The following is a 24,018-nucleotide window of genomic DNA, read 5'->3' as shown; positions in this document are numbered from 1 at the left end:
ATACGTAGTGAATTTAGACCATAAGTATGAAAAAGGAATGAAAAAAATTAAAGGGTGAGAAAAATGAAAGAACCAAAGATTGGTTTAGCACTTGGGTCTGGAGGAGCGAAAGGGTTTGCTCATATTGGTGTAATAAAGGTTTTAAGGGAAGCGGGTATCCCTATTCACATGATTGCAGGAAGTAGTATGGGGGCGCTAATAGGTACGTTTTATGCGGCAAGTAGTAACGTTGAAAGATTGTATAAATTAGCATCTGTTTTTAAGCGGAAGTATTATTTAGATTTCACGGTACCGAAAATGGGATTTATTGCTGGAAAACGTGTCAAAGATATGATTAAAATGTTTACATATAATAAAAATTTAGAAGAGTTAGATATCCCGACGGCTGTTGTGGCTACTGACATATTGAAGGGGGAAAAAGTGGTTTTTACAAGTGGGCCAGTTGCAGATGCGGTGAGGGCTAGCATATCTGTTCCTGGAGTGTTTGTACCAGAAAAAATAGATGGAAGATTATTAGTGGATGGTGGAGTCATTGATCGCATCCCAGTATCGGTTGTGAAAGAGTTAGGGGCCGATATTGTTATCGCTGTTGATGTATCTCCAATTAAGGTAAATGGCGATGTTACGTCCATTTATGACGTAATCATGCAAAGTATTGAAATTATGCAGCATGAGCTTGTAATGAATCGGCAAATTGCATCGGATTTAATGATGCGACCAGCTGTAGAGCAATTTAGTTCACGTGCTTTTACAAACATTGAAGACATTATTCGAGTTGGAGAAGTAGAAGCAGAAAAACATATTTCAAATATTTATTTATTAATTGAGCAGTGGAAGGAGAAACATAATGTTTAAGCGTTTTCGGTTTATATATGCAATCTTAATAGGGGTTATATTGGCGATGTTACTTGTTTACGTACGTTTACCGTATTATATAACAAAACCAGGAATGGCTGCCAAATTAGAGCCTTATGTTCAAGTTGAGGGTGGAACGAAAGAATCTGGTGATTTTATGCTTGTTACGGTTTCAATGGGACCAGCAAATGTGGTGAATTTAATAGCGGCACAGTTTAATAAATATACACATATTTCGAAAGCGGAAGAAATATTGCAAAAAGGTGAGAGTGATGAAGAATATCAATTTCGCCAAAATTATGCGATGAAAGATTCACAAAATGCAGCGATTTATAATGCATATAAACGTGCAAATCGCTCAGTATCTTTTGAAAATAAAGGTGTATTAGTTGCTGGTGTGGCAAAAGGAATGCCGTCAGAAGGAAAGCTTAAGCTTGGTGATGTTATTATAGCTGTTGACGGAAAAACATTTGAAAAGACGGAGCAATTTATTGAATATATGACAGGGAAAAAAGAAAATGATGCTGTAAGTATTGAGTACATGAGAAATGGAAAACAATTGAAAGAGAATTTAAATGTAAAGACGATTCCTAATGGGAATGGACGTGTCGGTATAGGTGTTTCTATCGTTACGGAAAGAGAACTAGTGGTCGATCCGAAAGTGAAAATTAATTCTAATGAAATTGGTGGACCATCCGCAGGTTTAATGTTCACATTAGAAATATATAATCAACTTGTGGAAGAAGACTTAACGAAAGGACATGAAATAGCTGGAACAGGTACAATTAATGAAAAAGGAGAAGTGGGCCCGATTGGTGGTATAAATCAAAAAGTGGTGGCTGCTAGCGATGCTGGGGCTGAAGTGTTCTTTGCGCCAAATGAAAAAGGTGCGGAGAAATCGAACTATAAAGATGCACTTGAGACTGCAAAGGATATTAAAACAAAAATGAAAATTGTACCAGTGGATACGCTGGATGATGCGTTAACATATTTAGAAAAGATGGATAAGGAAAAAACCTCTCTGAAATAGAGAGGTTTTTTATAGGAATTTTGTAGTTGTTTCATCATAGCGAATAGGATGGTGTGTTATATCCTGTTTTAATAGTTGTGTGCGTAACGGTTCGTGCATGATGGAGAAATATACAGAGTTTGCTTTTTTCTCTATATCTAAAGCGGCATGGTCGAATGTTTTTGTATGAGTAAGGATTGGAAGTTCGATTTTTTTCTTATTTTTTGAAAGGTAAGTTTGTCCTTTTTGTGACATGCCTAGCAGGCGAATATATGGTGCGTGTTGTTCTATATTTGCGCTACGTATATCCTCTTTTGTTGTGTTTGTTAAAATGTGTGTACAAGCTCTTTGTAATCTAGTCCATGTATAACGTTTTGTTTTTAATGCTTCCATGAATGAATAGAAGGAGGAACTGTTTTGTATTTTTGATAAAATACGATGCTCTAAACCTTCTTCTATTTCATATATATGTCGTAAGTCCCCTGGAGACATCGTCATGAGTCTATATTTAAAAAATGAAAAGTATTGTTCCCAATTATGTAATATCCCGTAGTTTTGTTTGTAATTTGCTAAAAGCGAAGTGGTTGCCTGTGGGAGAAAAGGTTCAATTGTTGTAAATGATCCTTCTTCGCTAAAGAGTTGTTTTCGGATGCTTGTCGCGCTTGCAATATGTTGGTCATTAAATGTTTCATCATGATAATGAGAGGCAAATCTTTTTATAGTTTGAGCTTGTATAGAGCTATTTTGTGACAGAATTGCTTTCATATATTGGAAGCCTAAAATATTATTTGGTTGTGACATATCTATGTTTTTTTCAGATGTTAAAATGTGTGAGAAAGCATCCGATGTTGCTTTTGCATAACTATTACCAGCGTCCATGAATTGTTTTACAAGGCAGTTAAAAGTCTCTTCTTCGTTTTTTTGTATGGAGATGGTATTATAAAAATTTTCGATTTGTCCATCCTCACTACCGAAACAAATTTCGGAAACACGTAGGGCATTTAAAATGGAAATAGCACCATTTGCGAAGGTTTCAGCCTTTTGTGTTGCAAAGACGTATGGAAGCTCTACAACAAGGTCTACGCCGTTTGCTAAGGCCATTTTAGTGCGATACCATTTGGAAATGAGTGCGGGCTCACCACGCTGTAAAAAAGGACCACTCATAACGGCAATTATTATATCGGATTGTGTTAACTTTTTTGTCTGTTGCACATGATAAAGATGACCGTTATGAAAAGGGTTATATTCAACAACAATACCACCAGCTTTTATGGTAATCTCTCCTTTCGATGTAGCATCTTTTTGAAAAACGTGATACTCTATATATTATTTACTATGATGACTTCATTATAGTGTAAAGAAAAAACATTGACAAATATAAAATGGCTAGCTATAATTTTGTTTGTTGCCTTGAGGTGATATGATATGAAATGGTCCATCCATCAATTGAATAAATTGAGAAATAAAGGATTGACATTGGATGAGATGGTAGATGTAAGTGAGCTAAAAGAGGTCGAGAAAGATATTCGTGAAATTAATCCTGTTCATGTAACGGGAAGAGTTGATTTTGGCTCCGGTAAGTTTACGTTTCATCTACATATAACTGGAAGCATGGTTTTACCATGTTCTCGCTCTTTAGTAGATGTGACATTACCATTTGACATTAAAACAACTGAGGTGTTCCAAACTTCACAAGAAGAATTTGAAACTGAAGCTGAAATTCATTCTTTAGAAGGAGAAGTACTTGACTTACTGCCCGTAATCAAGGAAAATATACTTTTGGAGATTCCAATGCAAATTTTCAGTGATGATGTTTCTGGTGGAGCACCGACGCAAGGTCAAGACTGGCAAGTGATTTCGGAAGAAGACAAAGAAAAGACTGTTGATCCAAGATTGGCAGGACTTGCAAAGTTTTTTGACAAATAATCGGAAGACTGGTTCAGGCCTTCATATGAAAATAACTATTTCTTTTAAGGAGGTGGGAAGAATGGCTGTACCTTTTAGAAGAACTTCTAAAACAGTAAAAAGAAAGCGTCGTACGCATTTCAAATTATCAGTACCTGGTATGGTAGAGTGCCCAAGCTGTGGTGAAGCGAAATTAGCTCACCGTGTATGTAAAGCATGCGGTACTTACAAAGGTAAAGAAGTAATCAGCAAGTAATTGCGGGAAAATAAACGCAGAAGATATCTTCTGCGTTTATTTTTTTTTGTCTTAATCTTTAGTTGTTGTATTCTATCTTTTCTAGTAACTGCATATGCTTAATAAAAAATGCATAGGGAGGACTAGAGAGATGGCGACAACAAGACAAGATGCTTGGACTGATGATGAAGATTTGCTTCTGGCAGAAGTAGTACTCCGGCATATTCGAGAAGGTGGAACACAACTTTCTGCCTTTAAGGAAGTGGGAAAAAATTTATCTCGTACACCAGCAGCATGTGGGTTTAGATGGAATTCTTACGTAAGAAAGCAATATAAAGAACGTATTGAGGAAGCAAAGCAACTTCGTAAAGTAGAACATTATGAAGTGAAAGAGACAAAGGTGTTAGAACCTACGTCAATTACGTTGAATGATGTTATTGATTTCTTGCAAAATTATAAAGATGAAAACTCTTTAACGGTGTTGCAACAACAAGTTGAATCATTACAAACAGAAAGAGAGCGCCTTCTGGAGCGATTATCAGTATATGAAGAAGAGTATAGAACATTACTTGATTATATCGATCAAAAAAGAAGTGTAATGGTAGCGGAAAGAAACAATGCTCGCTCGAATGAGAAGTTAGAGAAGCTTAAGAAATAAAAAACAGCTGTTATACAGCTGTTTTTTTATTTTTTAAGCCGATTCTTCGTTTGTAACCGCATTCAAATTTGTTTCTGGATGCCAAATATAAAAATCACCATCAGTTACTGATACGGGGTTGAAATTTAATTTATCCCAAAAACCAGCTGAATGAATACGTGCTATTGTTTTAATAGGAAATTGCATTTGTTTCGCATGATTTACAAGCATTTGCCCGAATCCTTGTTTTTGAAAAGTTGGTAATACTTCAAGTTTATAAAGTTCTAGGTAAGGACCTGTAATTTCGAATGGTTCTCCGCCGTTTCTTTTCATATATAGACTCATACGTGCGATTAGTGATCCACCATAATAAATGCCATAAAATGGAGATTCACTGTCGTTTTCAATAATGTTTGCTTGCAATTCTTCCAGCATAGATAGTTCTTGGGCTCCGCACCCTTTAAATTTTTTGAATTCATCTAACGTTTTATAATTGATGAGCAAGCGCTCAACTTTTGGGAATCCCATTACATCACATCCTTTTGTTATCTTGTTGAATGCAGAAAAGTAAAAATATTTACAATAATATTATAACTCATTTTTTTATTTTTATGAAGAAGATAGTATATTTCTTTTATTATTTTTTTGAGGATTTGCTAAACTAAGAGTATAAGTGTATTAATAGGCAGTATTATACATAGCGAAAAAAGAGAGTGTATTTGTTTGACAGAGGACAACGAAATTATAGGGCGTGCTCATGTACTTTAAAAAGATATAAAAAGGAGGGGAGGCAAGGGCGCTTAATGTGAATCCCTTGTGTGAAAATGAAAATTGGAATTGTCGGACCAGGTGCTATTGGTCTATTGTATACATTTTATTTACAAAAAAGTAACCAAGATGTTACGTTGTTTACAAGAACGGCTAAGCAGGCTGAAGAGTTGAATGAAACAGGTGTAACTTGTATTAGAGATGGAAGATGTGAAACAGTATATCCATCTGTTTTACCGATAGAAAGTATGGTAGCACAAAATTTAGATTATATATTTATTTCTGTGAAGCAATATCATATAGATGACGTACTACCGTTTGTGGAAGGGGCATCATCATTAATCTTTTTGCAAAACGGAATGTCGCATCTTCAAAAGATGCTGAAAATAGGGAGTGAAAATATAGCTGTTGGTATTGTAGAACATGGTGCGAAAAAAGAGGGAGGGCATATCGTTCATCATACTGGGATAGGGGTAACAAAATTTGGAGTGGTTTGTGGTCAATCTATACATTTCAAGAAAATATTCCGTTATTTTCCTGTTACTTATTTTCCAGTTCAAATAGAAACGGATTGGGAAGAGATTATGCACAAAAAATTAGTAGTAAATGTATGTATCAATCCATTGACAGCACTATTGGGAGTTAAGAATGGTGAATTAATCACGAATCGTTTTTTTTATCAAATGATGGAGCAAGTGTTTCAGGAGGTCGCATTTCTTATTAGAGGAGAAAAAGAAATGGTATGGCAAATGGTACGAAATGTGTGTGAAGGAACGTCTCGTAATACATCCTCTATGTTAGCGGATGTAAGAGCGAATAGACAGACGGAAATTAATGCGATTGTTGGATATGTATTAGAAGAAGCTAAGAAACAGCAACTACCAGTTCCGACACTTCAATTTTTGTTCGATGCAATAAAAGGGTTAGAAACAAGAGTATAAGTGTTATTCTTTGCTTTTACGTGAAACATTGACTACAATGTGGATTGGTGAGAGAACTGGATACGAAAGGAAGAATTATATGGAGATAAAAGAAATCTCTGTTCCGCAACAAGGTGTTGTAGCGGACTATATGAACGGTAAAAAAGAGATACAGTCATGTTTTGATTATATGTTAACAGAAGATGCTTTTAAACAACGTTTACATGATTTGCGTGAAAGGGAGTTTTTCCGCCAAGATTTAGTAGCGCATTTATTAGAATATAATACAAAATTACAAGCGGGAGAATCTACACTTCAAAATGTAAAAGCGCTTGGAGATGAAAATACATATGTTGTTATAGCTGGACAACAAGCAGGGTTATTAACTGGACCGCTTTATACAATTCATAAAGTTATTTCAATTTTACAGCTTGCAAAGGAAAAGGAAGAAAGTTTAGGAGTTAAAGTTGTCCCTGTCTTCTGGATTGCGGGTGAAGACCATGATATGGATGAGATTAACCATATTTTTGTAGCGAAAAATAAAAAGATGAAAAAAACTATTTTTTATGACCGTAATCCGAAAAAGGCGAGTGCTTCTGAGTCTGAACTTTCTGTTGAAGATTGTAGAAATTGGATTGAAGAGATTTTTAAAACATACCCAGAAACAAATTTTACAAAGGATGTATTAAAATTTGTTGATGATGCTTTGAAAAAATCGAATACGTATGTAGATTTCTTTGCTCATCTTATTACGAAAATCTTTGCTAATTCTGGTTTAATCCTTGTTGATTCACATCATCCTGAATTAAGAAAGTTAGAAATTCCATTTTTCAAGCGAATTATAAGTAAGTATAAAGAGGTACAAGAGGGGCTTCGTAATCAGCAAGAAGTAATTAAAGAACTAGGATACAAACCGATTATTGAAACGAAGTCTCATGCAGTGCATATATTCATGGAAATAGATGATGAACGAGTATTGCTTGAAGATCAACAAGGTAAGTTTGTTGGAAAGGATGGGGCGCATTCCTTTTCATACGAAGAGTTGATTGAAGAGATGGAGAGAAATCCGGCACGTTTTAGTAATAATGTTGTAACACGTCCTCTTATGCAAGAGTATGTATTTCCTACGCTCGCATTTATTGGAGGTCCAGGAGAATTAGCTTATTGGAGTGAATTACAACAAGTATTCCATACTGTCGGTTTTCAAATGCCACCTGTCGTTCCTCGTCTTACAATTACTTATGTGGAGAGAGATATAGCGACGGATTTATTTGATTTGCAATTGAGAGAAAGTGATCCGTTTTTAAATGATGTCGATAAATTGCGTGAAAACTGGTTGTCTAATCAAATAGAGGAACCGATTGATGATCATTTTGAAAAGGCGAAAAAAGAAATTGCCGATATTCATACATCTTTACAGCAATTTGTAAAGAAAATAGAGCCGGGGTTAGGTGCGTTTGCAGGGAAAAACGAATTGAAAATTAATGAACAAATTGAACTGCTGGAAAGAATGTTGAAAAGAAATGTTGAGAAAAAGTATGAGGTTCAGCTAAATAAATTCCGCCGTATACAATTCGCACTTCGTCCATTAGGTGCACCGCAAGAACGTGTGTGGAATGTATGTTATTATTTAAATCAGTTTGGTTTGGATTTCGTTGATCGTGTAATGGAAAACCCTTTTTCTTGGGACGGAAAACATCATGTTATAAAACTATAAAATCTTGCTCTTTGGAGCAGGATTTTATTTTTATTCCGTTGAATTTACTGTGAAGTGATTTTTTTCTGAATTATCAATCAAAAAAAGTGTTAAATATGGCAATTGTGTTGGATACTTAAATATATGACAAAATAGCACAAAATGTAAACGTATTATTCGCTTTTTCGACAGTTTTTTATTTAAATTCCCGCAAAAGATGATAAAATTTAGTATATAATAAAAGAAAATAGCGATTTGTATAGTATGTTGCCTTTGTTGGTAAGTTAAATGAGTCGTTCTTTCGTATTATTTCATTCTCTAAGCGTGAAATATGTGTTTAGAGGAAGGGATACATTCAACATAATTAATTGGAAAAAGAGTAGGTGCAACAATGTTTAAACACGTAACAGTGCTTTTAAAGGAAACAGTAGACGGCTTAGATATAAAGCCAGATGGTACATATGTAGATTGTACACTGGGGGGAGGAGGACATAGTTCTTATTTATTATCCCAATTAACTGAAGGTGGAAAATTAATAGCGTTTGATCAAGATGAGATAGCGATTCAAAACGCGAAAGAAAAGTTCTCTTCATACGGTGAACAGTTTATAACAGTAAAGAGTAACTTCCGTTATTTAGCTGAAAAACTGCAGGAAATAGGTATAACAGAAGTAGACGGTATTTTATTTGATTTAGGTGTTTCATCCCCACAATTAGATACACCAGAACGAGGCTTTAGTTATCATCATGATGCACCGCTAGATATGCGGATGGATCAAGATGCCCCATTAACAGCGTACGATGTTGTAAATAGCTGGTCATATGAACAACTTGTAAGGATTTTCTTCCAATACGGTGAAGAGAAATTTTCAAAACAAATTGCAAGAAAAATTGAAGCTTATCGTGAGAATAAAGCTATTGAAACGACAGGAGAATTAGTAGAGCTAATTAAAGAAGGTATTCCGGCTCCTGCTCGTAGAACGGGTGGGCATCCTGCTAAGCGAGTGTTTCAGGCAATTCGTATAGCTGTAAACGATGAATTAAAAGTATTTGAAGAAGCATTGGAATCTGCTATTGAGATGGTTAAGCCAGGTGGAAGGGTTAGTGTTATAACATTCCATTCATTAGAAGATCGTATTTGTAAAACAACGTTTAAGCGAAATAGTACAACGCCACAATTGCCGCCAGGATTACCGATTATTCCTGATGAATTTAAGCCGAAATTAAAGCTTATTACAAGAAAACCGATTTTACCTTCTGATATAGAGCTAGAAGAAAATAATCGTGCGCGTTCTGCGAAGTTGAGAATCGCTGAAAAACGATAAAAGGGAGAGAGAGGTATGACTAATTTAGCTGTAAAGTACAAACAACAAGCGCAAGAAGAGGTGCAAATTCAAACGCCCCCACAGCAGATGGCTAAGCCGAAGGTTAAAGCGAAAATTACAAGAATCGAAAAACTGTTGTATGTAGCGTTTATTGGCTTTTTATTGTATGCCTGTGTCGCGTTTATTGGAAATAAAGCAGGCCTTTATCAAGTTAATGTAGAAGCAGCGACGATAGAAGAAAAAATTGTACAGCAGCAAAAAGAAAATCAAGAATTACAAGCTGAAGTAGAGAAGTTAAGTCGCTATGAACGAATCGCTGAAGTTGCAAAAAAACATGGGCTAGAAATTAATGCGAATAATGTGAAAGGCCTCAAATAAGGCAATAGGTGTGAAGGAACGATGAAGAAGAATATGACTAAATTTCATACCAATAAGGGAGCAGGTTATTTTATGATATTTTTCCTCCTGCTCTTTTTGCTGTTATTAGCCCGATTTTTTTACATACAATCAACAGGAACCGTTCATAATCAGGATTTAGATGCACTTGCTAAACAAAAGCATAGTAAAAAAGGAGTTCTTGAAGCGAACCGAGGAACCATTTATGATCAAAACGGTCATGTGTTAGCGCAAGACGCAAACTCTTACAAAATGGTAGCTGCACTAAAAGGTGCTAACTCAGTTGAGAATAAAGAAGATACTGCAAAGAAAATTGCAGGAGTACTTGGAAAAGGCGAAGAGGATATTTTAGCTTCTTTAAACAAGGAAGGTAGAAGTCAAGTCGAATTTGGAACGTTAGGCAAGGATTTGACGAAAGAAAAGAAGGAACAAATAGAAGCGTTGAAGTTGCCGGGAATATCTTTTATTACAGAAAATGCAAGGGTGTATCCAAACGGTGATTTTGCATCTTACGTTATAGGTCATGCAAAACCAAATGAGAATGGAACCTCGGTAGGTCAATTTGGCATAGAGAAAAGCTTGGATAAATACTTAAGTGCTTCGAATGGAGAAGTAGCATATACAGGTGATCGTAAAGGTGTGTCCCTTGATGGGGGAAAAGTTAATGTAAAGGCACCTAAAAATGGAGATAATGCTTATTTAACAATTGATCAACGTGTCCAAAGTTATTTAGAAGACGCGATGAAAGCAGCAAGTAAGCAATATGAGCCAGAAAGTTTAATAGGGATTGTTGCAGATCCGAAAACTGGGAAAATATTAGCGATGTCTACTAAACCTAGTTATGACCCTAATGATCGCCAAATTAAATATTTCTTCAATGACGCGATTGCCAATGCATTTGAACCTGGATCAACAATGAAAATTTTTACGTTAGCGGCAGCTATTAATGAAGGTGTGTACAAAGGACAAGATTATTATCAATCCGGGACATATCAAGTCGGAAATAGGAAAATAAAAGATCATAATGGCGGTGCTGGTTGGGGCTCTATCACGTTTGATGAAGGGGTAGAGCGTTCTTCAAACGTAGCGTTTGCAATTTTAGGAGATCAAAAACTTGGTCCAGAACGTTTCCGAAAATATATTCATAGTTTTGGATTAGATGAAAAAACGAACATTGATTTATCAGGTGAAGGATCGAATACAATTTTATTTGATCAGCAAATACAACAAGTGACAACAGCTTTTGGACAGGGTTCCACTGTAACACCAATTCAGCTTGTACAAGCTGCAACGGCCATTGCAAATGATGGGAAAATGATGAAACCTTATGCAATTGATAAAATTGTAGATCCGATAACAGACAAAGTAAAATTAGAACATAAGCCAGAAGAAGTAGGAAAACCTGTTACAAAGGAAACAGCAGCGCAAGTAAGACAGTTATTAGAACGTGTTGTTACATCTCCGAAAGGTACAGGGACAGCTTATAAAATTGATGGATATTCAGTTGGTGGTAAAACAGGTACAGCGCAAATTCCGGATGGAAAAGGCGGCTATATGACAGGAAGACAGAATTATATATTCTCATTCTTAGGTATGGCACCAATGGACGATCCACAACTTGTCGTGTATGTAGCTGTTAAACAGCCGAAATTAAAAGATGATGAGAACGGCGCACAACCTTTAGCTGATATTTTTAAATATGTAACAAAAAATAGTTTAGAGTATTTAAAGATTAAGCCAAATGAAGTGAAAGATCCGAAAAAGCATCTGAAAGAACAACAAACTACTGTTCCAGATGTAACTGGTAAAACGATGGCTGAAGCGGGGAAAGCGATTGATAAAGCAAAACTTCGTCCAATCGTACTAGGTGAAGGGAAAGTACAGCAACAAGTACCAAAAGCGACTGAACAAACATTAAAAGGCGACCGAGTCTTCTTGGTAGGAGATAAGCCTACAATGCCAAATATACAAGGATGGGCACTGCGTGATGTTATGAATTTAGCGAAGACATTACAGCTTAACTTGAAACCTTCTGGTACAGGATACGTAACAGAACAAAGTGTGGCGGAAGGAACATTATTACAACCTGGTACAGAATTAGGTGTCACACTCGTACCGCCACTCGAACCACAGCAAGAAGCAGAAAAGCCGTAATGGTAAAAGAGAATAAGTTCTAATTAAATAAGTACAAGCATATATTGGAACAAGCTAGGCGTAAGGGAGGCTTGTTCCGATATGCGTGTATCAAATGTAACAGTTAGAAAACGACTTATTTTTATACTTATATCAGGTATACTTATTTTCACTATTATCGATATTCGTCTTGGATATGTGCAATTTTTTCTTGGGAATATGTTAACGGATCGTGCGAAAGATTCATGGAGTCGTAATATTACTTTTGAACCCGAACGTGGGAAAATTTTAGACCGAAATGGTGTGGAACTTGCCACGAATAAAAGTGCTCCAACTGTCTTTGTTGTACCGAGGCAAATTGAAAAACCAGCAGAGACTGCAGAGAAGTTAGCTGCAGTATTAGGTGTGGAAAAAGATGAGATTTATAAAAGGATTACAAAAAAAGAATCGATTGTAAGGTTAGATAAAGGCGGAAGGAAAATATCACATGACAAAGCGAAAGAAGTACGAGGATTAAGTTTGAAGGGCGTGTATATCGCAGAGGATTCTATCCGGTACTATCCATTTGGAAACTTTTTATCACATGTATTAGGTTTTGCAGGTAGCGATAACCAAGGTCTTATGGGACTAGAAAAATATTATGATAAAGAGCTAAATGGGGACAAAGGTCATGTGCGTTTTTTTGCAGATGCGAAAGGACAAAGGATGCCTAATGTTGGTGATGATTTCAAAAAGCCAGAAGCTGGTTTAAATTTAGGATTAACAATCGATGCGCGTATTACAAGGATTATGGAAAGAGAAATGAATATTGCTGAGTCAACTTATAATCCTGACGGTATGATTGCGATTGCAATGAATCCTAAAAATGGTGAAATTTTAGGTATGTCTAGTCGACCGAGTTTTGACCCAGCGGATTTTCAAAGTGTCTCTCCAGAAGTGTATAACAGAAATCTACCTGTATGGAGTACGTATGAGCCTGGTTCAACATTTAAGATCATTACATTAGCTGCAGCATTGAATGAAAATTTAGTAGACTTAGAGAAGGATACGTTTTATGATGATGGAGCAGCTGAAGTAGGTGGAGCTAGATTGAAATGCTGGAAAGCAGGAGGTCATGGCAGTCAAACGTTTTTAGAAGTCGTTCAAAACTCATGTAACCCGGGATTTATTGAACTTGGTGATCGCCTTGGTAAAGACCGATTATTTAAATACATTCGTAATTTTGGTTTTGGGCAGAAGACTGGAATTGACTTGCAAGGTGAAGGCAGTGGGATTTTATTTAATTTAGATAAAGTTGGTCCAGTAGAGCAAGCAACAACTTCATTCGGCCAAGGGGTTTCTGTTACACCGATTCAACAAGTAGCAGCTGTAGCGGCGGCTGTAAATGGTGGAACATTGTATCAGCCGTATATAGCTAAGGAGTTTATTGATCCGAAAAATAATCAAGTTGTTAGTAAAAAGACACCTGTTGAGAAAAGAAAAGTTATTTCCAAGGAAACTTCAGAAAAAGTTCGTTATGCATTAGAGAATGTTGTAGCGAAAGGTTCTGGTAAAGGTGCTTATATTGATGGATATCGTGTAGGTGGAAAAACGGGTACTGCTCAAAAGGTGAAAGATGGTAAATATTTAGAGAATAATTATATAGTATCTTTTATCGGATTTGCTCCAGCGGATGATCCAGAGATTGTTGTGTATGTTGCTGTTGATAATCCAAAAGGGGTTACACAGTTTGGTGGAGTGGTAGCAGCTCCGATTGTCGGGAATATCCTTCGAGATGCGCTTCCTGTTATGGGAGTGAAACCGAGAAAAGAACAAGTTGAGAAAGAATATAAATGGGGCGATACACCAACTGTGGAAGTTCCGAATTTAATTGGAATGAAAAAGAAAGACTTACAAACACAACTCGTCGATTTGAAGCTTGATATAAGTGGAGATGGAGAGAAAGTAATTAAACAATCACCAGAAGCGGGAGCTAAAGTAAAAGAAGGCTCAAAAATTAGAATTTACTTCGGGAATTAAAGGTAACATAGTACGTTTTATGGTACAATTGGTGGAAGTGAGTTCTTTATAGAACAGTTACTTAATTTGAGACAGTAAGTGTCTCATTCATAAATAGGTCAGTAGCACTTACCTCCTTATATAGGAGGTAATGTGTTGCTTACTGAAAAAAGATAAATAAACAATGTAGAGAGGGTTTAGTGAAATGAAGTTGCATACACTTGTATCATGTTTGCATGATTTTCCAGTTGTTCCAAAAGAAAATCCAGAAATCACATCTATAGAAGCTGATTCACGTAAAGTGAAAGAGGGAAGCTTATTTGTATGTATGAAAGGATATACGGTTGATAGCCATGATTTTGCTAAGCAAGCAGCGGCACAAGGAGCGGCTGCTATTGTTGCGGAAAGACCAATTGATGTTGACGTTCCAGTTGTACTTGTGAAAAATACTTTTCGTTCGTTAGCGGTTTTAGCTGATTATTTTTATGGTCAACCGACACACAAGTTACATTTAATCGGAATTACAGGTACAAATGGAAAGACAACAACATCGCATATTATGGATGAGATTATGCGAGCACATGGTCATAAAACAGGGCTAATTGGAACGATTAATATGAAAATCGGTGATGAAACATTTGAGGTGAAAAATACAACACCAGATGCACTAACACTTCAACAGACGTTTTCAAAAATGGTTGAACAAGGTGTGGACAGCACGGTAATGGAAGTTTCGTCACATGCGTTAGATCTTGGTCGTGTACACGGATGTGATTACGATGTAGCGGTGTTTACGAATTTAACACAAGATCATTTAGACTATCATAAAACGATGGAAGAATATAAACATGCAAAAGGGTTACTATTTGCACAGCTTGGCAATAGTTATAATCATAATCGTGAAAAGTACGCTGTGCTCAATAGCGATGATAATGTAACAGAAGAGTATATGAGAAGTACTGCAGCAACAGTTGTAACATATGGTATTGATACAACAAGTGATATTATGGCAAAAAATATCGTTATGACGAGTGGCGGGACTACATTTACGCTTGTCACACCATATGAAAGTGTAAATGTTACGATGAAATTAATAGGTAAATTTAATGTATATAACGTACTTGCAGCAACAGCAGCAGGACTTGTTTCGGGTGTGAAATTAGAAACAATCATTGCTGTTATAAAGGATTTAGCTGGGGTTCCAGGACGTTTTGAAGTTGTTGATGGAGGGCAAAATTATACAGTTATTGTTGATTACGCACATACGCCAGATAGTTTAGAAAATGTATTAAAAACTGCAAAACAATTTGCAAAAGGTGATGTGTATTGTATCGTTGGTTGTGGTGGCGATAGGGACCGAACGAAGAGACCGATAATGGCAAGTGTTGCAACAAAATATGCAACTCATGCAATTTATACATCAGATAATCCAAGAAGTGAAGATCCAGCGGCTATTTTAGATGATATGGTACATGGTGCAAGCGGGAAAAATTATGAAATGATCATTGATAGAAAAGAAGCAATACACCATGCAATCGCTAAAGCGAAAGCAGATGATATCATTATTATTGCTGGTAAGGGGCATGAAACGTATCAAATTATTGGTAAAGAAGTTCATCATTTCGATGATCGTGAAGTTGCTAAAGAAGCAATTACAGGGCGTTTAAACAACGAAGAGTAACAACGTGAGAGGAGGACTACATGTGCTTGAGCAAGGTTTATTAGTAACGGCTGGGGTAGCATTCTTAATTTCTGTTGCCCTTTCGCCATTGTTTATTCCATTTTTAAGAAAATTAAAGTTCGGACAGAGTATTCGTGATGAGGGACCAAAGTCACATCAAAAAAAATCAGGGACACCGACAATGGGTGGTATCGTCATATACGTATCTATGATGGTAACTTCACTTATTATGGCGATTAAGTTTAATTATTTAGGTGCAGAGGTTTCGTTATTACTATTAGTGACGTTTGGTTACGGATTGATTGGATTTTTAGATGACTACATAAAGGTAGTTAAGAAGAGAAATCTTGGTTTAACATCAAAGCAAAAATTAGTAGGTCAGCTTGTTATTGCTATTGCATTCTTTTTAATTGGAAAAGGGCAAGCGTTCCACACATACATCATGATTCCGGGAACGGATGTTAAGTTTGAATTAGGTTGGGCGTATTTCGTACTTGTACTATTTATGCTTATTGGTGGATCAAATGCAGTTAACTTAACTGACGGTTTAGATGGTTTATTATCAGGAACAGCTGCTATTGCATTTGGAGCATTTAGTATTATTGCTGTGGCACAAGAGCAATTTGGAGTAGCGATATTCTGTATGGCAGTTGTAGGAGCTGTACTTGGATTTTTAGTATTCAATGCGAATCCAGCAAAAGTGTTTATGGGAGATACAGGTTCATTAGCTTTAGGTGGAGCCATTGCAGCTGTAGCGATTTTATTAAAACAAGAATTGCTACTTGTAATTATTGGCGGAGTATTCGTAATGGAAACTTTATCGGTTATCATTCAGGTCATTTCATTTAAAACAACAGGAAAACGTGTCTTTAAAATGAGTCCATTACACCATCACTATGAATTATGTGGTTGGTCAGAGTGGCGTGTTGTTGTGACGTTTTGGTCTGCAGGATTTTTATTAGCTGTGTTAGGAATTTATATCGGGGTGTGGATGTAATTGAAAACTGTAACTGAATTTCAAAATAAGAATATTCTTGTATTGGGCATTGCAAAAAGTGGTTATGCAGCAGCTACATTGTTACAAAAGTTAGGGGCAAATGTTATTGTAAATGACGGAAAGCCTTTAGCAGAGAATGTACTTGCTGCAGAATTACAAGCAAAAGGAATGGACGTTGTATGCGGTGGTCATCCTTTAGAATTATTAGAGAGAAATATTTCTCTTGTAGTAAAAAATCCAGGAATCCCGTATTCTAATCCAATATTAGTTGCTGCGAAAGAAAAGCAAATTCCGATTGTTACGGAAGTTGAATTAGCATATCGTATTTCAGAAGCACCATTTGTTGGGATTACGGGGTCTAACGGTAAAACGACGACGACAATGCTGACATTTGAAATGCTAAAAGAAGGACAAAAGCATCCTGTAATTGCAGGGAACATTGGAACTGTAGCGTGTGAAGTAGCACAGGATGCAAAAGAAAATGAAGTTGTAGTTACAGAACTTTCATCGTTTCAATTGATGGGAGTAGAATTGTTCCAACCTAAAATTGCTGCGTTTTTAAATTTATTTGAGGCCCACTTAGACTATCATGGGACGAAGAAAGAATATGGTTTAGCAAAAGCAAATATTTTTAAAAACCAAACAGAAAATGATTATAGTGTAATAAATGCGGATGATGCAGATGTGATGGCTTTGTCTGCGTATTCTAAAGGTCAAAAAATCCTGTTTTCGACAACGAAAGAAAATGAAGATGGTGCGTGTATAAAAGATAACGCTCTTTATTTCAAAGGTGAAAAAGTTATTGAAGTAAGCGATATCGTTTTACCTGGTCAACATAATCTAGAAAATATTTTAGCTGCGATGAGTATTGCGAAATTATTAGGTACTTCTAATGAAGCAATTACGGTCGTGTTAAAACGTTTTACGGGTGTAAAACATCGTTTAGAATATGTAACAACGATTAACAACCGTAAGTTTTATAATGATTCAAAAGCAACGAATATGTTAGCGACTGAGAAAGCACTATCTGCGTTTACACAACCGATTGTGTTACTAGCAGGTGGGCTTGATCGCGGAAATGAATTCGATGATTTAATTCCGTATTTCAAAAATGTAAAAGCGATTGTAACATTTGGACAAACAGCTCCTAAACTAGTAAGAGCGGCAGAAAAAGCGGGATTAGATATAATTGAAAGTGTCGATACTTTAGATGAAGCAGTGGTGAAAGCTTATGCTCATTCTAAAGATGGTGATGTCGTTCTTCTTTCTCCAGCGTGTGCAAGCTGGGATCAATTTAAAACATTTGAAGAAAGAGGAGACATTTTTATACAAGCTGTGCATAAACTTATATAAAGTAAATCAAAACATCAGTAGGCTAACACCTACTGATGTTTTGTTACATAGGGCAAAAGGTTCTGCCTAAAGAGGTGGTGTTTGTGGGTAATGAAGAAAACGCCTGATTTTATTCTCATCATCGTAACACTTTCATTGTTGACAATCGGAATGATTATGGTTTATAGTGCGAGTGCAGTTTGGGCCTCTTATAAAATGGGGGACTCATTCTTTTTTGCAAAAAGACAATTACTGTTTGCGGGTCTTGGTGTAGTAGCTATGTTTTTTATTATGAAAATTGATTATTGGGTGTGGCGTACGTATTCAAAAGTGATTTTGCTAGTTTGCTTCATTCTTCTTATTCTCGTTCTTATTCCTGGAGTAGGTCTTGTTCGAGGAGGAGCACGAAGTTGGATTGGAATCGGGGCATTTTCGATTCAGCCGTCAGAATTTATGAAGTTTGCGATGATTATTTTCTTGGCAAAGTTTTTAGCAGAACGGCAAAAATTGATTACATCTTTTAAACGTGGTTTATTACCGGCTCTTAGTTTTGTGTTTCTTGCTTTTGGGATGATTATGTTACAGCCAGACCTTGGGACAGGAACGGTAATGGTTGGGACATGTATCATTATGATATTCATTTCGGGAGCGAGAGTTTTTCACTTTGCAATGTTTGGTTTGATTGGTGTAGCAGGATTTGTAGGGTTAATTGCATCAGCACCGTATCGAATGAAACGCATTACATCATATTTAGATCCGTGGTCAGATCCGCTCGGGAGTGGATTTCAAATTATCCAATCATTACTTGCAATTGGACCTGGTGGATTATTTGGGCTTGGACTTGGACAAAGTAGACAAAAATTTCTTTATTTACCTGAACCACAAACTGACTTTATATTTGCGATCTTATCCGAGGAATTAGGTTTTATTGGTGGTTCATTTGTGTTATTATTATTTAGTCTATTATTATGGCGCGGGATTCGTATCGCATTAGGAGCGCCAGATTTATATGGTACGTTTTTAGCAGTAGGTATTGTGGCGATGATTGCGATTCAAGTAATGATTAATGTTGGTGTTGTAACAGGACTAATGCCTGTTACGGGTATTACCTTGCCGTTTTTAAGTTATGGTGGATCAAGTTTGACATTAATGTTAATGGCAGTAGGTGTATTATTAAATATAAGTCGCCATTCTCGCTACTAAACCCTGTTTATAAGACAGGGTTTTTCGTATGTGTGTAAAAATGCAATATGTATATAGAAATAAATATAATGGAAATAAGAAAAGAGAAGCGGAGGAGTTAGTAGTGCGTGTATTAGTGAGTGGTGGGGGTACTGGTGGTCATATTTATCCAGCTCTTGCTTTAATTAGAGAAATAAAAAAGTTAAATCCAGAAGCAAGATTTTTATATATTGGTACGGAAAATGGACTAGAGAGTACAATCGTTCCAAAAGCAGGTATACCATTTCAATCTATTGTTATAAGTGGATTTAAACGAAAAATATCATTAGATAATGTGAAAACAGTAATGCGTTTTCTAAAAGGTGTACAGGATAGTAAACGATATATTCGTCGTTTTAATCCGGATATCGTAATTGGAACGGGTGGATATGTATGTGGACCAGTTGTATACGCTGCAGCCAAATTAGGTATTCCAACTATTGTACATGAACAAAATAGTGTACCAGGTGTAACGAACAAGTTTTTAAGCCGTTATGTTGATAAAGTTGCTGTTTGTTTTGAAGCAGCTATAGAGCATTTTCCGGAGTCAAAAGTGGTAATGACAGGTAATCCACGAGCATCAGAGGTAATGGAACAAAATGGAATGAAGGGGAAACGTTCAGTTGGGCTTTCTCTTCCTAAAAAGTCTGTACTTATATTTGGTGGAAGTCGTGGGGCTAGACCGATTAACGATGCCTTCGTTGAAGCAATTGAACAGTTTGGGAACAAAAGCTACGAAATACTATATGTAACAGGTGAAGTACATTATGACAAAGTGATGGAAGCCGTGAAGCAAAAAGGGAACCCAAGCAATGTTATTATTAAGCCGTTCATTCATAATATGCCAGAGGTACTAACTGGTGTAGACCTTGTTGTTTCAAGGGCTGGGGCAACAACACTTGCAGAATTAACAGCGTTAGGAAAACCAAGTGTGTTAATACCGAGTCCGTATGTAACAAATAATCATCAGGAAAAGAATGCACGTTCAGTTGTTGATAAAGGAGCGGCAAAAATGTTACTTGAAAAAGATTTAACAGCTGAAACGCTTATTCGTGATATTGATGAGATTTTATTAGATACACAAACATTACAAAATATGAAGCTAGCTGCTAAGCAACTAGGTATTCCAGATGCAGCAAATAAGCTGTATGAAGTAATGAATAAACTTGTAAAAAAATAAAGTGAGGCTTTAATCAGTGGGGAGTGATTCTCTCTCTTTGATTATTACCTTTCACTAATCGGATGTTTACTGGTATCCTCATTCCGCCTAATTTCTTTGTTATCACCTAATTTTGATTTAGGAGCTGTACTGCCCGTAAATAGAGGGATAACGTTAGGTGAACGCCCTGCATATTATTGTCATAAGGAGACTTAATATGGGGGAGATTGTCTATGGAACAATTAGTAAATGAGCTTATAGAAGCAGACGTTGGTCGTGTTTTGGTTAACGAGCCGTTAGCACGTTATACAACTATGAAAATAGGTGGCCCAGCGGATATTTTAATTGTGCCAAAGCATGTAGCAGGTATTGAAAAAACATTACAGTTAGTAAAGCAATACAAAACGAAGTGGACTGTAATTGGTCGCGGTTCAAACCTTCTTGTATCTGATCAAGGCATAGAAGGTGTTGTTATTCGTTTAGGAGAAGGATTAGATCACTTAGAGGTCGAAAAACATAAGGTAAGAGTTGGTAGTGGATATCCTCTTATTAAATTGTCAACTTTACTTAGTCGTCAAGGGTTAGCTGGATTGGAGTTTGCAAGCGGTATTCCAGGAAGTGTCGGTGGTGCAGTATATATGAATGCAGGTGCACATAAATCGGATATATCGAGTGTATTATCGAAGGCTCTCATTCTGTTTGAAGACGGTGCAATTGACTGGTTAACGAATAAAGAACTGGAGTTTTCTTATCGGGCATCTGTATTGCAAACGAAACGTCCTGGTATTGTTTTAGAGGCGGTGTTTCAATTACAGGCGGGGAAACGTGAAGAAATTGTACGTAGCATGCAAAATAATAAAGATTACCGCCGTGAAACGCAACCATGGAATCACCCGTGTGCAGGAAGTGTATTTCGGAATCCAATCCCACATTTTGCAGGAGATTTAGTAGAAAAAGCAGGGCTTCGTGGCTATAGGATTGGTGGAGCTCAAATTTCTGAAATGCATGGCAATTTTATTGTTAATACTGGGGGAGCTTCAGCGCAAGATGTATTGTCTTTAATTGAATTAATAAAACATACAATTAAGGATAAATTTGATGTAGATATGCACACAGAAGTAGAAATCATTGGAAGATAACGGTTATTCGTTCCGCTCATTATCATTTATGTTATAATAAGAAGATAAGAACGGCATGAGGAACATGCCGTTCTTTATGTTACATAGGGGGATCGTACATGAATAATAGTAAAGTGATTAAACTACAAGATCGTGTACCAAAATTGAAAAATCAAAAGAAAAAAAACAAAAAAAATGTTAATCATCGATTGATTTTATACATATCAATTTTATTTTTATTAGTGCTCTTTTTAATTTATTTTCGGTCTCCGCTTAGTAATATAAAAAAGATTAGTGTGTTTGGAAATCACTATATGACGGATGAACAAGTAATGAAGGATTCAGGCGTGACATATGATACAAGTTATTTCCGAGTGACAGCACATAAAGCTGAAGAAAACTTAACGAAGCGAAAAGAAATTAAAGCAGTAAATGTAAAAAAACGTTTTCCAAACAATATTGATATTCATATCGAAGAATATTTAACGATTGGTTATATAAATAAAGAGGGAAAATTACAACCGTTATTAGAGAATGGAAAAACGCTTGATGTACTACCTAACGGAAAACTTCCTGTTGCAGCACCGATTTTCGAACCTTTTAAAGAAGAGAAAATGAAGGAGTTAATCGCTGAACTAGAAAAATTAACACCAGCTATTTTAAAATCTATTTCGGAGATTCGCTATTCACCAACGAATGCGAATGAAGATCATCTTACTTTATATATGAATGAAGGTTATGAAGTGAGCACTACAATTCAAAATTTCGCAAAACGTATGGAAGCCTATCCGCTTATTTTAAAAACAATTGAGCCAGGTAAGAAGGTATTAATTGACTTAGAAGTAGGTGCATATACGAAAGAATTAGGTGCGGAAGAAAAAAAAGAATAGAATGGTAGTTTTCGTTACTTATAGCAGAAAAAACGAAACGAATGTTCTATTATGTGTATACGAATTTAGAAGAATGGTTCATTTGATGAAAAATATGTAAAAATTCTTAGATTCATACTAGTATTGGTACAAGTTTCACTTTTCTATGAGTACATCTTAGTGTAGACTTATACTTGGCGGTAAACTTTACACTCGAAATAGAATTATTTCAAGATAAGCAGTTATTCATAGTTTACTGCGATATTCTTAATTGAATGCTAAATAAAAATAAGAAAAATATAGGGTTAAAAAAGGGAAACGTATAAAGACGTTGAATATTTTTCTTATAAATAGTAAAGTTGCGATTGTTGTTCCATATATTGAGTTGTATGGTATAAATAAAGAAGGAGGTGCCAAAGAATGAACAGCAATGAAATATATGTTAGTCTTGACATCGGTACATCCAATGTTAAAGTCATCATTGGTGAAATGGTTAATGACAGCTTAAACATTATTGGTGTTGGAAATGTAAAATCAAATGGTTTAAAGAAGGGATCGATAGTTGATATAGACGAGACTGTTCGATCAATTAAAAAAGCAATTGAACAAGCTGAGCGCATGGTGGGGATCCACATTGAGCAAGTTGTAGTAGGTGTCAATGCAAACCAGGTACAGCTACTTCCTTGTCACGGAGTAGTCGCTGTTTCAAATGAAGATCGTGAAATCGGGAATGAAGATGTCTTACGCGTTCTAGATGCAGCACAAGTTGTGTCAATTGCTCCAGAACGTGAGTTTATTGATGTGGTACCTCGACAGTTCATCGTAGACGGTCTTGACGAGATTAACGATCCACGCGGGATGATCGGTGTAAGATTAGAAATGGAAGGTACACTTATTACAGGCTCGAGAACTTTACTACATAACCTACTTCGTTGTGTAGAAAAAGCAGGTCTTGAAATTGTTGATATTTGTCTTCAACCTTTAGCGGCTGCAACAGTTGCAATATCTTCAGATGAAAAAAATAGAGGAGTAGCCCTTGTTGATATGGGGGGAGGATCTACAACTTTATCTATTTTTAAAGATGGAGAGTTACAAGCGACAAGCGTATTACCATTAGGTGGAGACCATATAACGAAAGATATTGCGATTGGGTTGAAAACTTCAACAGAAAATGCAGATCAAATTAAGTTGAAATATGGACATGCTTTTTATGATACAGCATCTGAAGAAGAGATGTTTACGGTTCCTATTATGGGAAGTGATCAAACAGAACAATATTCTCAGTTGGAATTATCGGATATAATAGAGGCTCGTGTAGAGGAAATTTTAATGTTTGTTCAAGATGAAGTGCGTAAGTTAGGAGTAAAGCAAGTGGCTTCTGGTTATGTACTAACTGGCGGAATTGCTTCTATGCCAGGTGTTCTTGATCTTGCATATGATATTTTACATGAAAATGTTCGTGTAGCAACTCCTGATTATATTGGTGTGCGTGAGCCCCAATATACAAGTGGAGTTGGATTAATTAAACATTCTTATCAAAAAGCTAAATTACGTGGGAAAAATGTGCAGGAAAAGCAAGAGCATTTTGAACCAGTACCAGCACCAGCACCAACGCCGGTACAACAGCAACCCACGAAACAAAAAACTCGTAATCAAAACAATAATAATCAAAATGATGACCGCATGATGTCAAAAGTAAAACGTGTATTCCGTTATTTATGGGATTAAAATTGGACACGAAAAATGAGGTTCTAGGGGGATTTCG

General features: G+C 36.2%; 21 protein-coding genes. 19 read left to right on the top strand and 2 right to left on the bottom strand.

The annotated features are described in order from the left end of the window. Positions 1-63 precede the first annotated feature (63 nt). Both GD442_RS18890 and GD442_RS18885 read left to right on the top strand, forming a co-directional pair. On the top strand, positions 64-855 hold the full coding sequence (locus GD442_RS18890) for a patatin-like phospholipase family protein (protein ID WP_000662588.1): 792 nt from the start codon (positions 64-66) through the stop codon (positions 853-855). Further along, a complete protein-coding gene (locus tag GD442_RS18885) occupies positions 848-1,885 on the top strand; it encodes a SepM family pheromone-processing serine protease (RefSeq protein WP_000476281.1) in 1,038 nt (345 codons plus the stop codon). The genes GD442_RS18890 and GD442_RS18885 overlap by 8 nt, the downstream gene beginning before the upstream one ends. Before the next feature lie 9 nt (positions 1,886-1,894). On the opposite strand, the gene GD442_RS18880 is transcribed toward GD442_RS18885, so the two are convergent. Next, positions 1,895-3,076, bottom strand: coding sequence for a nucleotidyltransferase (locus tag GD442_RS18880; protein ID WP_002182932.1), 1,182 nt, complete (start codon positions 3,074-3,076; stop codon positions 1,895-1,897). A gap of 213 nt (positions 3,077-3,289) precedes the next feature. On the opposite strand from GD442_RS18880, the gene GD442_RS18875 reads away from it, so the two are divergent. The 3 genes from GD442_RS18875 (at position 3,290) to GD442_RS18865 (ending at position 4,662) form a co-directional block, all read left to right on the top strand. Beyond that, complete coding sequence (locus tag GD442_RS18875) at positions 3,290-3,790, top strand: YceD family protein (RefSeq protein WP_000872149.1); 501 nt, start codon at positions 3,290-3,292, stop codon at positions 3,788-3,790. Between the two features lie 61 nt (positions 3,791-3,851). Further along, the gene (gene rpmF / locus GD442_RS18870) at positions 3,852-4,025 is read left to right on the top strand and encodes a 50S ribosomal protein L32 (RefSeq protein WP_001984764.1); all 174 of its coding nucleotides are present in this window, start codon (positions 3,852-3,854) and stop codon (positions 4,023-4,025) included. A 130-nt stretch (positions 4,026-4,155) separates the two neighbouring features. Next, positions 4,156-4,662 (top strand): RsfA family transcriptional regulator, encoded by a 507-nt coding sequence (locus GD442_RS18865; protein ID WP_000246467.1) that lies wholly within the window; start codon positions 4,156-4,158, stop codon positions 4,660-4,662. A 33-nt stretch (positions 4,663-4,695) separates the two neighbouring features. Here the strand turns inward: GD442_RS18865 and GD442_RS18860 are convergent, their stop codons facing one another. Further along, positions 4,696-5,169 (bottom strand): N-acetyltransferase, encoded by a 474-nt coding sequence (locus GD442_RS18860; RefSeq protein WP_000506694.1) that lies wholly within the window; start codon positions 5,167-5,169, stop codon positions 4,696-4,698. 296 nt (positions 5,170-5,465) lie between these two features. On the opposite strand from GD442_RS18860, the gene panE reads away from it, so the two are divergent. From panE to ftsA, 14 genes are all read left to right on the top strand, one after another. After that, a complete protein-coding gene (gene panE, locus GD442_RS18855) occupies positions 5,466-6,350 on the top strand; it encodes a 2-dehydropantoate 2-reductase (protein WP_002182931.1) in 885 nt (294 codons plus the stop codon). Between the two features lie 79 nt (positions 6,351-6,429). Then, positions 6,430-8,046: a bacillithiol biosynthesis cysteine-adding enzyme BshC gene (gene bshC / locus GD442_RS18850; protein WP_000403036.1), complete on the top strand. Its 1,617-nt coding sequence runs from the start codon at positions 6,430-6,432 to the stop codon at positions 8,044-8,046. Between the two features lie 370 nt (positions 8,047-8,416). Further along, the gene (gene rsmH, locus GD442_RS18845) at positions 8,417-9,349 is read left to right on the top strand and encodes a 16S rRNA (cytosine(1402)-N(4))-methyltransferase RsmH (RefSeq protein WP_000472508.1); all 933 of its coding nucleotides are present in this window, start codon (positions 8,417-8,419) and stop codon (positions 9,347-9,349) included. A gap of 15 nt (positions 9,350-9,364) precedes the next feature. Further along, positions 9,365-9,727, top strand: coding sequence for a cell division protein FtsL (gene ftsL / locus GD442_RS18840; protein WP_000182804.1), 363 nt, complete (start codon positions 9,365-9,367; stop codon positions 9,725-9,727). A gap of 21 nt (positions 9,728-9,748) precedes the next feature. Beyond that, positions 9,749-11,899, top strand: a complete 2,151-nt coding sequence (locus GD442_RS18835) for a penicillin-binding protein (RefSeq protein WP_000739960.1) — start codon at positions 9,749-9,751, stop codon at positions 11,897-11,899. Positions 11,900-11,980: 81 nt separating this feature from the next. Next, positions 11,981-13,897 (top strand): stage V sporulation protein D, encoded by a 1,917-nt coding sequence (locus GD442_RS18830; protein WP_001266234.1) that lies wholly within the window; start codon positions 11,981-11,983, stop codon positions 13,895-13,897. Positions 13,898-14,081: 184 nt separating this feature from the next. Continuing rightward, positions 14,082-15,557, top strand: a complete 1,476-nt coding sequence (gene murE, locus GD442_RS18825) for a UDP-N-acetylmuramoyl-L-alanyl-D-glutamate--2,6-diaminopimelate ligase (RefSeq protein ID WP_000766313.1) — start codon at positions 14,082-14,084, stop codon at positions 15,555-15,557. A 22-nt stretch (positions 15,558-15,579) separates the two neighbouring features. After that, a complete protein-coding gene (gene mraY, locus GD442_RS18820) occupies positions 15,580-16,554 on the top strand; it encodes a phospho-N-acetylmuramoyl-pentapeptide-transferase (protein WP_000893060.1) in 975 nt (324 codons plus the stop codon). Next, positions 16,555-17,907 (top strand): UDP-N-acetylmuramoyl-L-alanine--D-glutamate ligase, encoded by a 1,353-nt coding sequence (murD, locus tag GD442_RS18815; protein ID WP_000860117.1) that lies wholly within the window; start codon positions 16,555-16,557, stop codon positions 17,905-17,907. It begins immediately after the preceding gene. A gap of 90 nt (positions 17,908-17,997) precedes the next feature. Beyond that, a complete protein-coding gene (spoVE, locus tag GD442_RS18810) occupies positions 17,998-19,089 on the top strand; it encodes a stage V sporulation protein E (protein ID WP_000753520.1) in 1,092 nt (363 codons plus the stop codon). Between the two features lie 103 nt (positions 19,090-19,192). Then, the gene (gene murG / locus GD442_RS18805; protein WP_011110342.1) at positions 19,193-20,287 is read left to right on the top strand and encodes an undecaprenyldiphospho-muramoylpentapeptide beta-N-acetylglucosaminyltransferase; all 1,095 of its coding nucleotides are present in this window, start codon (positions 19,193-19,195) and stop codon (positions 20,285-20,287) included. A 212-nt stretch (positions 20,288-20,499) separates the two neighbouring features. Beyond that, positions 20,500-21,405, top strand: a complete 906-nt coding sequence (murB, locus tag GD442_RS18800; protein ID WP_000437020.1) for a UDP-N-acetylmuramate dehydrogenase — start codon at positions 20,500-20,502, stop codon at positions 21,403-21,405. A gap of 98 nt (positions 21,406-21,503) precedes the next feature. Then, positions 21,504-22,274, top strand: coding sequence for a cell division protein DivIB (gene divIB, locus GD442_RS18795; protein WP_001065793.1), 771 nt, complete (start codon positions 21,504-21,506; stop codon positions 22,272-22,274). A gap of 399 nt (positions 22,275-22,673) precedes the next feature. Further along, on the top strand, positions 22,674-23,981 hold the full coding sequence (ftsA, locus tag GD442_RS18790) for a cell division protein FtsA (RefSeq protein ID WP_001087558.1): 1,308 nt from the start codon (positions 22,674-22,676) through the stop codon (positions 23,979-23,981). Positions 23,982-24,018: the final 37 nt, after the last annotated feature.

This window comes from Bacillus sp. A260 (assembly GCF_009861435.1).
GTDB classification, from domain to species: Bacteria; Bacillota; Bacilli; order Bacillales; family Bacillaceae_G; genus Bacillus_A; species Bacillus_A cereus.
This window is presented reverse-complemented; position numbering and strand designations above follow the sequence as displayed.

Bases quoted from the DNA above. Each gene is read 5' to 3' on its own strand.
- GD442_RS18890 (WP_000662588.1), top strand. From the start codon at position 64: ATGAAAGAACCAAAGATTGGTTTAGCACTTGGGTCTGGAGGAGCGAAA.
- GD442_RS18885 (WP_000476281.1), top strand. From the start codon at position 848: ATGTTTAAGCGTTTTCGGTTTATATATGCAATCTTAATAGGGGTTATA.
- GD442_RS18875 (WP_000872149.1), top strand. From the start codon at position 3,290: ATGAAATGGTCCATCCATCAATTGAATAAATTGAGAAATAAAGGATTG.
- rpmF (WP_001984764.1), top strand. From the start codon at position 3,852: ATGGCTGTACCTTTTAGAAGAACTTCTAAAACAGTAAAAAGAAAGCGT.
- GD442_RS18865 (WP_000246467.1), top strand. From the start codon at position 4,156: ATGGCGACAACAAGACAAGATGCTTGGACTGATGATGAAGATTTGCTT.
- GD442_RS18860 (WP_000506694.1), bottom strand. From the start codon at position 5,169: ATGGGATTCCCAAAAGTTGAGCGCTTGCTCATCAATTATAAAACGTTA.
- panE (WP_002182931.1), top strand. From the start codon at position 5,466: ATGAAAATTGGAATTGTCGGACCAGGTGCTATTGGTCTATTGTATACA.
- bshC (WP_000403036.1), top strand. From the start codon at position 6,430: ATGGAGATAAAAGAAATCTCTGTTCCGCAACAAGGTGTTGTAGCGGAC.
- rsmH (WP_000472508.1), top strand. From the start codon at position 8,417: ATGTTTAAACACGTAACAGTGCTTTTAAAGGAAACAGTAGACGGCTTA.
- ftsL (WP_000182804.1), top strand. From the start codon at position 9,365: ATGACTAATTTAGCTGTAAAGTACAAACAACAAGCGCAAGAAGAGGTG.
- GD442_RS18835 (WP_000739960.1), top strand. From the start codon at position 9,749: ATGAAGAAGAATATGACTAAATTTCATACCAATAAGGGAGCAGGTTAT.
- GD442_RS18830 (WP_001266234.1), top strand. From the start codon at position 11,981: ATGCGTGTATCAAATGTAACAGTTAGAAAACGACTTATTTTTATACTT.
- murE (WP_000766313.1), top strand. From the start codon at position 14,082: ATGAAGTTGCATACACTTGTATCATGTTTGCATGATTTTCCAGTTGTT.
- spoVE (WP_000753520.1), top strand. From the start codon at position 17,998: ATGAAGAAAACGCCTGATTTTATTCTCATCATCGTAACACTTTCATTG.
- murB (WP_000437020.1), top strand. From the start codon at position 20,500: ATGGAACAATTAGTAAATGAGCTTATAGAAGCAGACGTTGGTCGTGTT.
- divIB (WP_001065793.1), top strand. From the start codon at position 21,504: ATGAATAATAGTAAAGTGATTAAACTACAAGATCGTGTACCAAAATTG.
- ftsA (WP_001087558.1), top strand. From the start codon at position 22,674: ATGAACAGCAATGAAATATATGTTAGTCTTGACATCGGTACATCCAAT.